Origin of the sequence: Pseudomonas koreensis (assembly GCF_024169245.1) — a bacterium.
In the GTDB taxonomy this organism is placed as follows: Bacteria; Pseudomonadota; Gammaproteobacteria; order Pseudomonadales; family Pseudomonadaceae; genus Aquipseudomonas; species Aquipseudomonas koreensis_F.
This window is the reverse complement of record NZ_JALJWP010000001.1, coordinates 5,557,726-5,570,368: the sequence shown is the minus strand read 5'-3', so window position 1 is coordinate 5,570,368 and position 12,643 is coordinate 5,557,726. Positions and strand designations below refer to the sequence as shown.

Sequence of the window (12,643 nt, the reverse complement as noted above, 5' to 3'; positions counted from 1 at the left end):
TTTGTAATCGTTGCTTGCTGTCATGGAAAAACCGCACTGCCATCATGGCGTGCGGTTTTTTCTTTAGGCCTGATGCAAAATCGTCATTTGAAAAAGGAGAGTGCTGTGTCGCGTAGACGCGTCGTAGTCACCGGTATGGGTATGTTGTCGCCACTGGGCACGGATGTGCCGAGCAGTTGGCAGGGCATTCTGGCTGGCCGCAGTGGCATTGGTCTGATCGAACACACCGACCTTTCTGCCTATTCGACCCGCTTCGGCGGTTCGGTCAAAGGCTTCAATGTCGAGGAATACCTGTCGGTCAAGGAAGCGCGCAAGCTCGACCTGTTCATTCAGTACGGCCTCGCCGCAGGCTTTCAAGCCGTGCGCAATGCCGGTCTGGAAGTCACCGATGCCAACCGTGAACGCATTGGCGTGGCCATGGGTTCGGGTATCGGCGGTCTGACCAACATCGAAGAAACCAGCCGCACCCTGCACGAGACCGGCCCACGGCGGATTTCGCCATTCTTTGTGCCTGGCTCGATCATCAATATGATTTCCGGTTTCCTGTCGATCCATCTGGGCGCACAGGGACCCAACTACGCCATCGCCACCGCGTGCACCACCGGTACGCACTGCATCGGCATGGCAGCGCGCAACATCATGTACGACGAAGCTGACGTGATGATTGCCGGCGGCGCGGAAATGGCCGCTTGCGGCCTGGGCATGGGCGGCTTCGGCGCGTCCCGTGCACTGTCGACCCGCAACGACGAGCCGACCCGCGCCAGTCGTCCATGGGACAAGGGCCGCGACGGTTTCGTCCTGTCCGACGGTGCCGGTGCCCTGGTTCTTGAAGAGCTCGAGCACGCCAAGGCCCGTGGTGCGACGATCTACGCCGAGCTGATCGGTTTCGGCACCAGTGGCGATGCGTTCCACATGACCTCGCCACCCGCCGATGGCGCCGGTGCCGCGCGCTGCATCACCAATGCCCTGCGCGATGCGAAGATCAACGTCGACCAAGTGCAGTACATCAACGCCCACGGCACCTCGACCCCGGCCGGCGACCTTGCCGAAGCCAACGCGATCAAATCGGTATTCGGCGATCACGCCTACAAGCTGGCGGTCAGCTCGACCAAGTCGATGACAGGTCACTTGCTGGGCGCAGCGGGCGCCGTTGAGGCGATCTTCAGCGTGCTGGCGATCAACAGCCAGGTGGCACCGCCGACCATCAACCTTGAGGAGCCTGACGAAGGCTGCGATCTCGATTTCGTCGCGCACACTGCGCGCAACATGGACATCGATGTCGTGCTGTCCAACTCCTTCGGTTTTGGCGGCACCAACGGCACTCTGGCGTTCCGCCGGTTCGCGGGCTGATGGAGAGCTGGGTCGACGGTCAACCGGCTGACGCGCTGTCGCTGAAAGATCGCGGCCTGGCTTACGGCGATGGTCTGTTCGAGACCATTGCCGTGCACAGCGGTCGGCCGATCCTGCTGGATCGACACCTGACGCGTCTGGCCGATGGCTGTTCGCGTCTGGCCATCGCGACCGACTTCGAGCTGATCCGCCACGAACTGCTCAGCTATGCGGCTGCGATGGACGAGGGCGTGCTCAAGCTCATCCTCACTCGCGGTGACGGTCTGCGCGGTTATGCGCCCGACCCAGCGGCACAAGGCCGACGCATTCTGCAAGGCAATCCGCCGGCGGCTTATCCCGCTGCCCACTCCGTGCACGGCATCCGCCTGTTTCCCTGCAACACCCGCTTGTCCACGCAACCTCTGCTGGCCGGGCTCAAACATCTGAACCGACTGGAACAGGTGCTCGCCCGCGCCGAATGGCAGGACAGTGAGCACGCCGAGGGCCTGATGCTCGATCAGGCCGGGCGCGTCGTCGAAGGCGTGTTCAGCAATATTTTCCTGGTGCGCGACGGTGGTCTGATCACGCCCGACTTGAAGCGCTGCGGCGTCGCTGGTGTGATGCGCGCGGAAATATTGTTTCAGGCCGAGTCACTGGCCATCCCTGCGCAAATCGCCGATATCAGCCTCGATCATCTGCAATGGGCTGATGAAGTGTTTGTCTGCAACAGCGTTTATGGCGTCTGGCCGGTACGCGCCTGTGCTGCACTGAGCTGGCCGGTTGGCCCGCTCACCCGTAAACTGCAAACCATTGCCCGCGCGCTACTGGATGCTTGATTCGTGAGACGTAAACTTTTGCTGCTGCTGGAAACCGGACTGGTTCTGGCAGGGCTGCTGTTGGGCGCCAGCGCCTGGAAAATTCATTCGGCACTGGAACAGCCCCTGAACATCCCGCAGGAGCAACTGCTGGATGTGCCGAAAGGCTCCACTCCGACCCGTACCTTCCTTGAACTCGAAACCGATGGCGTCATCAAGGACGCGTTCTGGCTGCGCGTCTACTGGCGCTTCAACCTCACCGGCACGCCGATTCACAGCGGCGAATACCGCATGCAGCCGGGCATGACCGTCAACGGTCTGATCGATTCGTGGAAGCGCGGCGACGTGGTTCAGTACAGCCTGACCCTGGTCGAAGGCTGGACTTTCCATCAAGTGCGCGCCGCCCTGGCCAAGGACGACAAGCTCGAGCAGACCCTCAACGGTCTGAGCGACGGCGACGTCATGGCCAAGATTGGCCACAAAGGCTTGTTCCCTGAAGGCCGCTTCTTCCCGGACACCTATCGTTTCGTGCGCGGCATGTCTGATGCCGAGCTGCTGAAGAAGGCCTTTGACCGTCTCGACGAAGTGCTCGCCAAAGAGTGGGCGCAGCGTTCCGCCGATGTGCCTTATACCGAACCTTATCAAGCGCTGATCATGGCCTCGCTGGTCGAAAAAGAAACTGGCGTACCGCAGGAGCGCGGCCAGATTGCCGGCGTCTTTGTACGGCGCATGGCGCTGGGCATGCAGTTGCAGACCGACCCGACGGTGATTTATGGCCTCGGTGATCGCTACACCGGCAAACTGACCCGCGCGCATTTGAAAGAACCGACGCCCTATAACACCTACGTGATTCCCGGCTTGCCGCCGACGCCGATTGCCATGGTCGGGCGTGAAGCGATTCATGCTGCGCTCAATCCGGTACAGGGCAGCAGCCTGTATTTCGTCGCCCGTGGCGATGGCAGCCACGTGTTCTCCGATGATCTGGATGCGCACAACAACGCCGTGCGCGAATACCAGCTCAAACGCCGTGCCGATTACCGCTCCAGCCCGGCGCCAGTGAACGCGCCGCAAACAGCGCCGGCCACCGATGAAGCGATTCCGGCGGCCTCGCCGAACACCGCGCCCGAGGTGCTGCCGCAGGTGTCGCCGCAAGAACCTGCGCCAGCCCCGGAACCCGACGCCGCTGCACCGCAAAACGCGCAATGACTTTGATGAAGGACTGCCTGTGACTGGCTTGTTTATTACCCTGGAAGGCCCGGAAGGCGCGGGCAAGAGCACCAATCGCGAATACCTCGCCGAGCGCCTGCGCGCCGCCGGTATCGAAGTGGTGCTCACCCGTGAGCCGGGTGGCACGCCACTGGCCGAGCGGATTCGCGAGGTGTTGCTGACCCCGGCCGACGAAGTGATGCACCCGGACGCCGAGCTGTTGCTGGTATTCGCTGCACGCGCGCAGCATCTGGCAGAGGTGATTCGCCCGGCGCTGACCCGTGGCGCGGTGGTGCTGTGTGATCGCTTCACCGACTCGACGTACGCCTATCAGGGCGGCGGTCGTGGTTTGTCGCTGGAGCGCATCGCCACTCTGGAGACTTTTGTGCAGGGCGACTTGCGGCCCGACCTGACGCTGATTTTCGACCTGCCCGTGGAAATCGGTCTGGCCCGCGCCAGCGCCCGTGGTCGACTGGACCGCTTCGAACTCGAAGGCCGGGCGTTTTTCGAAAGCGTGCGCAATGCGTTCCTGAAACGCGCCGAAGCCGACCCTTCGCGCTATGTGCGCATCGATGCCGGTCAGCCATTGGCCAAGGTGCAGCAATCGCTGGATACCTTGCTGCCGAATCTGCTGGAGCTGGCCCGTGGCTGAGGCCTATCCATGGCAGGCCAGCCTCTGGCAGCAACTGGCCGGACGCAGTCAGCATGCCCACGCGTATCTGCTGCACGGTCCGGCCGGGATCGGTAAACGTGCGCTCGCCGAACGCTTGATGGCCAGCCTGCTGTGTCAGCGCCCGACGCCTGAGGCCTGTGGCGAGTGCAAGTCCTGCCTGCTGCTCAAGGCCGGCAGTCATCCGGACAACTACATTCTCGAACCGGAAGAAGCGGACAAGGCGATCAAGGTCGATCAGGTCCGTGATCTGGTCAGCTTCGTCGTGCAGACCGCGCAGCTCGGCGGGCGCAAAGTGGTGCTGATCGAGCCGGTCGAGTCGATGAACATCAACGCTGCCAACGCCTTGCTCAAAAGCCTGGAAGAGCCGTCCGGCGATACCGTGCTGTTGTTGGTCAGTCACCAGCCGAGCCGTTTGTTGCCAACGATCAAGAGTCGTTGCGTGCAGCAGGCCTGCCCGTTGCCGGGCGAGGCGATGAGCCTGCAATGGCTGGCTCAAGCGCTGCCGGATTGCGCTGAAGAACAACGCGTCGAACTGCTGACGCTCGCCGCCGGCTCGCCGTTGATGGCGGTCAGCCTGCAATCCCAAGGTGTGCGTGAACAGCGCGCGCTAGTGGTCGAAGGCGTGAAGAAGTTGCTCAAGGGGCAGCAATCGCCAACGCAGCTTGCGGAAGAGTGGAAAAGCATTCCGATGCTGCGTCTGTTCGACTGGTTCTGCGACTGGTCCAGTCTGATCCTGCGGTATCAGTTGACCCAGGACGAAGCCGGCCTTGGCCTGGCCGATATGCGTAAGGTCGTGCAGTACCTGGCGCAGAAAAGCGCGCAGGGTAAAGTGCTGGAGATCCAGGACTGGATTCTCGCCCAGCGGCAGAAGGTGCTGAGCAAGGCCAACCTCAATCCGGCCCTGTTGCTGGAAGCGTTGTTGGTGCAATGGGTGGGATTGCCTGGTCAAAGATAAGAATGTGTACCTAGACTCTGAAGATCAGCAGTGGAGGTGAACATGATTGAACCAGTCAGCCCGGGGCCGCGTAACGGCATCTTGTCCCTGACCATCAAGGACAAGTCGGTGCTCTATGCCGCGTACATGCCGTTCATCAAGAACGGTGGTCTGTTCATCCCGACCAACAAAAGCTACCGGTTGGGCGACGAGGTGTTCATGCTTTTACACCTGATGGATGAAGCGGAAAAAATTCCGGTCGCCGGCAAAGTCGCCTGGATTACCCCCAAGGGCGCGCAAGGCAATCGCGCCGCCGGCGTCGGCGTGCAATTCAACGACGGTGACGACACCGCGCGCAGTCGCATCGAAACTCATCTGGCCGGAGCGCTGAAATCCGACCGTCCCACTCATACGATGTAAGTTGCAGTCCTTTTTATGCTCGTAGATTCCCATTGTCACCTTGATCGCCTCGACCTCGCCGCCCACGACGGCTCGCTGGATGCCGCACTCGCTGCGGCCCGCGAGCGCGGAGTCGGACACTTTCTGTGCATCGGCGTCAGTGCCGACAACGCCGCCGACGTCAAAGCCCTCGCCGAGCGTTATGCCGACGTCGATTGCTCGGTCGGCGTGCATCCGCTGGATGTGCAACCGGGCGCGGCACCAGCGCTCGACTGGTTGTTGCACGAGCTCAATCACCCGAAAGTGGTGGCAATCGGCGAGACCGGCCTCGACTATCACTACGAGCCGGAAGCCGCCGAATTGCAGCAGGAGTCGTTTCGCCTGCACTTGGAAGCGGCGCAGCAGACCGGCAAGCCGGTGATCATCCACACTCGCGGCGCGCGTGCCGACACCCTCCAACTGCTGCGCGAAGCGGCGTTGCCCCAGGCCGGTGTGTTGCATTGCTTCACCGAAGACTGGGACATGGCCAAAGCGGCGCTGGACATGGGCTATTACATTTCCCTGTCAGGCATCGTCACCTTCCGCAACGCCGACGCGTTGCGCGATGTGGCGAGCAAAGTACCGGCCGATCGCCTGCTGGTGGAAACCGATTCGCCGTATTTGGCGCCGATTCCGTATCGCGGCAAGCCGAACCTGCCGCAATACGTGCGCGAAGTGGCGGAGTTTCTGGCGATGCTGCGTGGTGAGAACTACGAGCGCTTTGCCGAGCAGACCACGGAAAACTTCAAGCGCCTGTTCCCGCTGGCGAGTGTTAAATCTGCCGTATGACGGCTGCCCGAATCGCAGGCAAAAAAAACCCGGGTTCTGGGGGGTGAATCCGGGTTAAGACCATTAGGAGTAAAACAAAGGCACGCGGTCCGTTGGTACCTTTACCGGCGCGACACTTGGGGGAGATGTCGGCCGACAGTTCAAGTATTGATCAGTCTGGCGTTCAGTCCAGTGAGCCGGTCGGGGTTTTTAAACAAATTTGGAATACGTTTGCTTCAGTTGAGTTCTCATTGCAGTCCATTCGTTCTCAAAATGAACAAGAAACACAGATTTGGTCGATGAACCGTGCTTTTTTGCGCAAGTTAGGCATAATACGCGGCTTCGAATTTTGACCCTTCAGACCTTTTTCTTATGCATAAAGAACCTCGTAAGGTCCGTGAATTTCGTCGCCGCGAGCAGGAAATTCTCGATACCGCGCTCAAGCTGTTCCTCGACCAGGGTGAAGACAGTGTCACCGTCGAGATGATTGCTGATGCCGTGGGTATCGGCAAAGGCACGATCTACAAGCATTTCAAATCCAAGGCCGAGATCTACTTGCGCCTGATGCTCGATTACGAGCGCGATCTGAACGAGCTGCTGCATTCGGCCGATGTCGACAAGGACAAGGAAGCGCTGTCCCGCGCCTACTTCGAATTCCGCATGCGCGACCCGCAGCGCTATCGCCTGTTCGACCGTCTCGAAGAGAAAGTGGTCAAGGGCAATCAGGTGCCGGAGATGGTCGAGGAGCTGCACAAGATTCGTGCCTCTAACTTCGAACGCCTGACCCTGCTGATCAAGGGCCGTATCAGCGAAGGCAAGCTCGAAGACGTGCCGCCGTACTTCCACTACTGCGCATCCTGGGCGCTGGTGCATGGCGCGGTGGCGCTGTACCACTCGCCGTTCTGGAGCAATGTGCTGGAAGATCAGGAGGGCTTCTTCCAGTTCCTGATGGATATTGGCGTGCGCATGGGCAACAAGCGCAAGCGCGATCCGGAAACGCCAAGCACTTGAGCCATTCAGCGATCTGATTGCGCCATGTTTTCGCAACATGGCGCGATAGCGCAGGAATATACTCAGGCATAGGGCTTGCTAAAACCTGATTTGTCAGTCAAGTTTTGCTCGCTCGATTTTCTATCGCCGGAGTGTTTCATGATCGTTGACCGTCAAGGCAGGCGTTTTCGCAATTTGCGCATCAGCCTGACCTCTGCCTGCAACTACGCCTGTACCTACTGCGTGCCCAACGGCAAGCGGCTGGTGGCTGCGCAGGACGAACTGTCGGCCGAAGCCATGGCGCGCGGCGTCGAATACCTGATCGAAGCAGCCGGCATCGAGCGCCTGCGCATCACCGGCGGCGAGCCACTGGTCAGCCCCAAGCTCGAATCGTTCATGACTGCCGTCGGCCAGATGGGCCTCGACGACATCAGCCTGACCACCAACGGTCAACTTCTCGCGAAAAAACTGCCGCTGCTGGTGGATGCCGGTCTGCGTCGGATCAACGTTTCCCTCGATACCCTTGATGCTGCGGCCTTCCGCGGCATCGCCCGTGGCGGCGATCTGGCCAGCGTGCTCGATGGCATGGATCAGGCTGCCGCTGCCGGAATGAAGATCAAGGTCAACATGGTGCCGTTGCGCGGGCAGAACCTCGATCAGGTCATGCCGCTGCTCGATTACTGCCTGGAACGTGGTTTTGAACTGCGCTTCATCGAGCTGATGCGCATGGGCCATCTGGCCAGGGATTCCAATGCTTTTCTGCAGCAGTTCGTCAGCCTTGAGCAGTTGCTCGACCTGATTGGCGAGCGCTATGAATACGCCCAGACCGACGCACCGGTGGACGCCACGGCCGTTCGCTATGCGATTCCCGGTCTCGGCAATTTCGGGGTGATCGCCAACGAAAGCGTGCCGTTCTGCCGCACCTGCTCGCGCTTGCGCCTGTCGTCGACCGGTTGGCTGCATGGCTGCCTGTCGTCGAGCAACCGCCATTATGTCGGCGATCTGCTCGACAAGCCGCGACATCAGGCGTTGCCGGCGCTGCAACGTTTGCTGGTCAAGGCGTTGGGAGACAAGCAGGAGGTGGCGTTCTCTGGCGGCGCTACGGTCATGAAGATTATTGGCGGCTGATCGACCGCTTTCGCGAGCAGGCTCGCTCCCACCTTTGAAAATGCATTTCCCTGTGGGAGCGAGCCTGCTCGCGAATGCCTCTGGCACTGAATTAGCCGAGCTGGCGCAAAAGCTGCATCCAACGGCCATTCGCCGGTTTTCCGACACCGGCTTCTGGAGGAATAGGATGCGTAGCCTGGTTTTGCTGCTGGCCGTTTTGGCGCTTGGCGGCTGCATGAATGTCAGCGATATGGCCGAAGGCACGCGCTATCACATGAGCGATGCGGGACTTCTGGACCACAGCGACAGCCGCCGGGTGAACAATGTCCGCATTCAGCCGGACTCGTTCATCTTCATCGCCCAGGGCGCGTTTGCACCGCCCGGTGGTTCCTATCCACGGCCGAACGTGGTCGCCGAAGAAGCCTTCAAGGGCTTCGTCGAATACTTCCCGATGGTCCGCCGCGCCCGCGCCCCGGAAGGCCTCGACCAAGCCATGGGCGAAGCCCGCGATGCCGGCGCGCATTACCTGCTCTACACACGTTTCGCCAAGGCTGATGACCGCATCGGCAACTCCGACGAGTGGCTGGATCAGGAAGCCGTGGATCGGCTCGGTATCGACGGCGGCGTGATTCAGATCATGTTGATCGAGACCAGCACCCAGTATTTGATTGATACTGCACGGATCAAGAGTCGTGGCGGTTTACTGACGTTCCATGACTCCAAACCCGAAGACCTCATCGGTCCGCCACTGGCGCAATACGCACGCAGCCTGCTGGGGATCGGCGACCAGTAATCAAGGAGTACGCCATGAGTGACCCGCAAACAGCCAATGACCTGCTGGGACAGATTCCCAAGACCAAAGGCCTGCCACCGGTGCATTTGTGGAACCCGGATTTCTGCGGCGACATCGATATGCGCATCGCCCGCGACGGCACCTGGTATTACCTGGGCACGCCGATCGGGCGCAAGCCGATGGTCAAACTGTTCTCCACCATCATCCGCCGCGACGGCGATGATTATTTCCTGATCACCCCGGTCGAGAAGGTCGGGATCAAGGTCGATGACGCGCCGTTCGTGGCGGTTGCCGTGGAAGTGCAGGGCGAGGGCGAGACGCAGCTTTTGCGCTTCACTACCAATGTCGAGGAAACCACCGAGGCGGGACCCGAGCATCCGATTCGCGTCGAGATTGAGCCTGAAACCCAGGAGCCTGCGCCTTATGTGCATGTGCGCAGCAATCTGGAAGCGCTGATTCACCGCAATGTGTTCTATCAGTTGGTGGAACTGGCGGTTAGCCGCGAGATTGATGGTCAGAGTTGGCTCGGCGTGTGGAGCGGCGGCGAGTTCTTCCGCATTGGCCTCGAACCCTGAATAAATCCCCTTGTAGGAGTGAGCCTGCTCGCGATCGCGGTATACCAGTCGATATTTGCTTTGACTGGCACACCGCTATCGCGAGCAGGCTCACTCCTACATTTTTTCGCGTTTCAGCTGAAAATCCCGATTGACTGTTATTCGTATGATGATTAGCGTAGGCACCCATTGCGATTCGCCTTGAGGTGTTCATGTCCAGCAGCTTTCATGCGTCGACCGTTGACTGGCTGGGCAGTTGGATTGCTGCCGGTCAGGTGAAGCCGGGGCAGACCATCAAGGTCGAGGCGGATCTGGGCGAGCAGCTCGGTGTCAGCCGCACGGTGATTCGCGAAGCGATCAAAACCCTCGTCGCCAAAGGCATGCTTGAAGTCGGGCCGAAAGTCGGCACGCGGGTGTTGCCGGTACGGCGCTGGAATTTGTTCGATCCGCAAGTGGTTGGCTGGCTGTCGCGCAACGGCTTGCCGGAAAATTTCGTCGATGACTTGCTGGACTTGCGCCGCACCATCGAGCCGATGGCGGTGCGCTGGGCCTGTGAGCGCGCAACGCCGGAACAAATCGAAGCAGTGCAACTGGCTTTTAATGCACTGGAGCGTGCGGTCGACAGCGGCATCGATTACAACCGCGCCGACCAGGCTTTCCACGAATGCATTCTTGCCGCCAGCCATAATCAGTTCATCGAACAAATGGTCCCGGCCCTCGGCGCGTTGCTCGCGGTGTCGTTCGAAGTCTCCGCCGCTGACCCCGATGAACTGCGCCGCACCTTGCCGATCCATAAAGACATGGCCGATGCCATCGCCGCGCGCGATTCGACCCGTGGCGTTTGGGCGTGCATGACCTTGATCGACAATGCCGATCTGGCGATAAAACGCTTTTACCCGAAAGTCATGGCCGACAGAAAAGCCAGCTGAACACCGAGATCCCCTGTAGGAGTGAGCCTGCTCGCGATAGCGGTGGTTCAGTACCAATGATGTCGCCTGATACACCGCTATCGCGAGCAGGCTCACTCCTACATTGCGAAAAAACAAGAACATGAAGGATTCCAGATGACCTGCACCGCCCTGACCCAACACCGCGCGCAACTTGGCGAAGGCCCGTTCTGGGATGCGCCGACCCAGGCGTTGTACTGGGTCGATATCGCCGGTAAACAAGCGTTGCGGCTGATCGGCCAGAACGTGCAGATCTGGCAGATGCCCGAGCACATCTCCGCCTTCATTCCCTGTGCCAGCGGCGATGCGCTGGTCACGTTGAGCAGTGGCGTGTATCGACTGGATCTCGATTCTCCGGGGCTTGAGCCACGCTTGACGCTGTTTTGCGTTGCCGACCCGCAACCCGGCAACCGACCCAACGAAGCCCGTTGCGATGCCTTGGGCCGGTTGTGGCTGGGCACTATGCAGAACAACATCGGCGAGCACGGCGAGGATCTGCCGATCGTGCGTCGTTCCGGTGGTCTGTTCCGTATCGATGCCGATCAACGCGTCACGCCACTGCTGCTCGGTCTGGGCATTCCCAACACCCTGCTGTGGAGCGACGACGGCACCACGCTGCTGTTCGGCGAAAGTCTCGACAGCACACTCAATCGATATTTCATCCGCACCGACGGCAGTCTCGATGCGCCACAGGTGTTTTACTCATCCGATCAGCACGGCGGCCCCGACGGCTCAGCCATGGATGCCGAAGGCTACGTGTGGAACGCGCGTTGGGACGGCAGCTGCCTGTTGCGCCTGACGCCGGACGGGCAGGTGGATCGCAAGATCGATCTGCCAGTCAGTCGCCCGACCAGTTGCGTATTCGGTGGTGAAGACCTGAAAACCCTATACATCACCAGCGCAAAAAGTCCGCTCAACCATCCACTGGATGGCGCAGTGCTGACCATGCGCGTCGATGTTGCAGGAAAACTCTGTACGCGTTTTGCAGGATAGATCCCAAAATATGGGATGCAAAATTATATATTGAGATTATTTGGCGGTCGGGTTTATAGTCGGCTCCAGCAGTAACACGCACTCACACTTAAAAAGAACAAAACAGGTGAAGTGATGCAGCGAATTCTTGTCGCCCGCTTAGGCGGGATCCGCCTTTCGCCACGGCTCGATGCCGTTGGCGACGCTTGCCTGGTTCTTTTCCCAAGCCGTGAAAACCGGACATCGACCGATGCCCGGTTTTTTTGCGCCTGCACGCGGGAGGCCTGAGTCATGCCTCAAGCGCTGACATTGCCTGCCGTGCCGCCACCGCCAAAAGGCGAGCGTCTGAAAAACAAGGTCGTGCTGCTGACCGGTGCCGCTCAGGGCATCGGCGAAGCGATTGTTGCCGCCTTCGCCTCGCAGCAGGCCAGATTGCTGATCAGCGATATCCAGGCCGACAAGGTCGAGCAGGTCGCCGCGCACTGGCGCGGTAAGGGCCATGACGTGCAAGCACTGAAGGTCGACGTGTCGAATCAGCAGGATCTGCATGCCCTTGCCAGACGCGCCGTGGAATTGCATGGCCGCATCGATGTGCTGGTCAACTGCGCCGGGGTCAATGTGTTCCGCGATCCGCTGCAGATGACCGAAGAAGACTGGCACCGCTGCTTCGCCATTGATCTGGATGGCGCCTGGTATGGCTGCAAGGCCGTGCTGCCGCAAATGATCGAGCAGGGCGTCGGCAGCATCATCAACATCGCCTCGACTCATTCCAGCCACATTATTCCCGGCTGCTTTCCGTACCCGGTGGCCAAGCACGGCTTGCTCGGCCTGACCCGCGCGCTCGGCATCGAATACGCGGCCAAAGGCATTCGCGTCAACGCCATCGCGCCGGGCTACATCGAAACGCAGCTGAACGTCGATTACTGGAACGGCTTTGCCGATCCGCATGCCGAGCGGCAGCGCGCCTTCGACCTGCATCCGCCCAAGCGCATCGGCCAGCCGCTAGAAGTGGCTATGACTGCGGTGTTTCTGGCCAGCGATGAAGCGCCGTTTATCAACGCGTCGTGCATCACCATCGATGGTGGTCGCTCGGTGATGTACCACGACTGAATTGAAC

The 12,643-nt window shown here is 60.3% G+C and carries 14 protein-coding genes; all 14 read left to right on the top strand.

Translation table 11 applies throughout. From position 1 onward, the window contains the following. Positions 1 to 105 precede the first annotated feature (105 nt). The 14 genes from fabF (at position 106) to J2Y90_RS24605 (ending at position 12,636) form a co-directional block, all read left to right on the top strand. Entirely contained in the window at positions 106 to 1,350 is a 1,245-nt protein-coding gene (fabF, locus tag J2Y90_RS24670) for a beta-ketoacyl-ACP synthase II (protein WP_253504348.1), read from the top strand. Further along, entirely contained in the window at positions 1,350 to 2,165 is an 816-nt protein-coding gene (gene pabC / locus J2Y90_RS24665; protein ID WP_253504346.1) for an aminodeoxychorismate lyase, read from the top strand. Before fabF ends, pabC begins: the two co-directional genes overlap by 1 nt. A 3-nt stretch (positions 2,166 to 2,168) precedes the next feature. Then, positions 2,169 to 3,350 (top strand): endolytic transglycosylase MltG, encoded by a 1,182-nt coding sequence (gene mltG, locus J2Y90_RS24660; RefSeq protein WP_253504344.1) that lies wholly within the window; start codon positions 2,169 to 2,171, stop codon positions 3,348 to 3,350. Between the two features lie 19 nt (positions 3,351 to 3,369). Then, positions 3,370 to 4,002 carry a dTMP kinase gene (tmk, locus tag J2Y90_RS24655; RefSeq protein WP_253504342.1) on the top strand — a complete coding sequence of 211 codons (633 nt, stop codon included), beginning with the start codon at positions 3,370 to 3,372 and terminating at the stop codon, positions 4,000 to 4,002. Then, positions 3,995 to 4,978, top strand: coding sequence for a DNA polymerase III subunit delta' (locus tag J2Y90_RS24650; RefSeq protein ID WP_253504340.1), 984 nt, complete (start codon positions 3,995 to 3,997; stop codon positions 4,976 to 4,978). Before tmk ends, J2Y90_RS24650 begins: the two co-directional genes overlap by 8 nt. 42 nt (positions 4,979 to 5,020) lie before the next feature. Further along, positions 5,021 to 5,377: a PilZ domain-containing protein gene (locus J2Y90_RS24645; RefSeq protein ID WP_016770983.1), complete on the top strand. Its 357-nt coding sequence runs from the start codon at positions 5,021 to 5,023 to the stop codon at positions 5,375 to 5,377. A gap of 15 nt (positions 5,378 to 5,392) precedes the next feature. Then, positions 5,393 to 6,184 (top strand): TatD family hydrolase, encoded by a 792-nt coding sequence (locus J2Y90_RS24640; protein ID WP_253504338.1) that lies wholly within the window; start codon positions 5,393 to 5,395, stop codon positions 6,182 to 6,184. 351 nt (positions 6,185 to 6,535) lie between these two features. Next, positions 6,536 to 7,174 carry a TetR/AcrR family transcriptional regulator gene (locus J2Y90_RS24635; protein ID WP_016770981.1) on the top strand — a complete coding sequence of 213 codons (639 nt, stop codon included), beginning with the start codon at positions 6,536 to 6,538 and terminating at the stop codon, positions 7,172 to 7,174. A 138-nt stretch (positions 7,175 to 7,312) separates the two neighbouring features. Next, entirely contained in the window at positions 7,313 to 8,281 is a 969-nt protein-coding gene (locus tag J2Y90_RS24630; protein WP_253504336.1) for a GTP 3',8-cyclase MoaA, read from the top strand. A gap of 166 nt (positions 8,282 to 8,447) precedes the next feature. Next, complete coding sequence (locus J2Y90_RS24625; protein ID WP_253504334.1) at positions 8,448 to 9,053, top strand: DUF4823 domain-containing protein; 606 nt, start codon at positions 8,448 to 8,450, stop codon at positions 9,051 to 9,053. A gap of 14 nt (positions 9,054 to 9,067) precedes the next feature. Next, a complete protein-coding gene (locus tag J2Y90_RS24620) occupies positions 9,068 to 9,628 on the top strand; it encodes a DUF1285 domain-containing protein (RefSeq protein WP_253504332.1) in 561 nt (186 codons plus the stop codon). Between the two features lie 191 nt (positions 9,629 to 9,819). Beyond that, on the top strand, positions 9,820 to 10,536 hold the full coding sequence (locus J2Y90_RS24615) for a FadR/GntR family transcriptional regulator (RefSeq protein WP_039760144.1): 717 nt from the start codon (positions 9,820 to 9,822) through the stop codon (positions 10,534 to 10,536). Positions 10,537 to 10,671: 135 nt separating this feature from the next. Beyond that, on the top strand, positions 10,672 to 11,547 hold the full coding sequence (locus tag J2Y90_RS24610) for an SMP-30/gluconolactonase/LRE family protein (RefSeq protein WP_253504331.1): 876 nt from the start codon (positions 10,672 to 10,674) through the stop codon (positions 11,545 to 11,547). Positions 11,548 to 11,817: 270 nt separating this feature from the next. Then, a complete protein-coding gene (locus tag J2Y90_RS24605; protein ID WP_253504328.1) occupies positions 11,818 to 12,636 on the top strand; it encodes an SDR family oxidoreductase in 819 nt (272 codons plus the stop codon). The last annotated feature ends 7 nt before the right edge of the window (positions 12,637 to 12,643 follow it).

What these genes read in the sequence shown, in the direction of transcription:
- pabC (WP_253504346.1), top strand. Translation starts at nt 1,350, where the DNA reads ATGGAGAGCTGGGTCGACGGTCAACCGGCTGACGCGCTGTCGCTGAAA.
- J2Y90_RS24645 (WP_016770983.1), top strand. Translation starts at nt 5,021, where the DNA reads ATGATTGAACCAGTCAGCCCGGGGCCGCGTAACGGCATCTTGTCCCTG.
- J2Y90_RS24640 (WP_253504338.1), top strand. Translation starts at nt 5,393, where the DNA reads ATGCTCGTAGATTCCCATTGTCACCTTGATCGCCTCGACCTCGCCGCC.
- J2Y90_RS24635 (WP_016770981.1), top strand. Translation starts at nt 6,536, where the DNA reads ATGCATAAAGAACCTCGTAAGGTCCGTGAATTTCGTCGCCGCGAGCAG.
- J2Y90_RS24630 (WP_253504336.1), top strand. Translation starts at nt 7,313, where the DNA reads ATGATCGTTGACCGTCAAGGCAGGCGTTTTCGCAATTTGCGCATCAGC.
- J2Y90_RS24625 (WP_253504334.1), top strand. Translation starts at nt 8,448, where the DNA reads ATGCGTAGCCTGGTTTTGCTGCTGGCCGTTTTGGCGCTTGGCGGCTGC.
- J2Y90_RS24620 (WP_253504332.1), top strand. Translation starts at nt 9,068, where the DNA reads ATGAGTGACCCGCAAACAGCCAATGACCTGCTGGGACAGATTCCCAAG.
- J2Y90_RS24615 (WP_039760144.1), top strand. Translation starts at nt 9,820, where the DNA reads ATGTCCAGCAGCTTTCATGCGTCGACCGTTGACTGGCTGGGCAGTTGG.
- J2Y90_RS24610 (WP_253504331.1), top strand. Translation starts at nt 10,672, where the DNA reads ATGACCTGCACCGCCCTGACCCAACACCGCGCGCAACTTGGCGAAGGC.
- J2Y90_RS24605 (WP_253504328.1), top strand. Translation starts at nt 11,818, where the DNA reads ATGCCTCAAGCGCTGACATTGCCTGCCGTGCCGCCACCGCCAAAAGGC.